Genomic DNA, 233 nt, shown 5'->3' on the forward strand with positions numbered 1-233 from the left:
GTAGCGACCAGACGGCGCAAGGTGTCGTCCAGCTCATGCCGGTTGCGCAGGCCGGTCAGCGGGTCGAACAGCGCCTTTTCGTGAAGCACGTCGCGCAAGTTCAGGTTGGCGAGCGCGAGCCCGACCGTCTCGGACATCAGTTCGATGTAGACGCCGGTGGACTCGTCCGGCCCGTGGTCGGCAGCCAGGTTCTCCAGCACCAGCAGGCCGATCGTCTCGCCCTGCGCGGTCAG

General features: G+C 67.0%; 1 pseudogene. It reads right to left on the reverse strand.

Features of this window, described 5'->3' with window-relative positions:
• Positions 1-233: pseudogene (locus HWN72_RS30900) on the reverse strand (hypothetical protein); the annotation flags it as partial.

This window comes from Novosphingobium sp. HR1a (genome assembly GCF_015594425.1).
GTDB classification, from domain to species: domain Bacteria; phylum Pseudomonadota; class Alphaproteobacteria; order Sphingomonadales; family Sphingomonadaceae; genus Novosphingobium; species Novosphingobium resinovorum_A.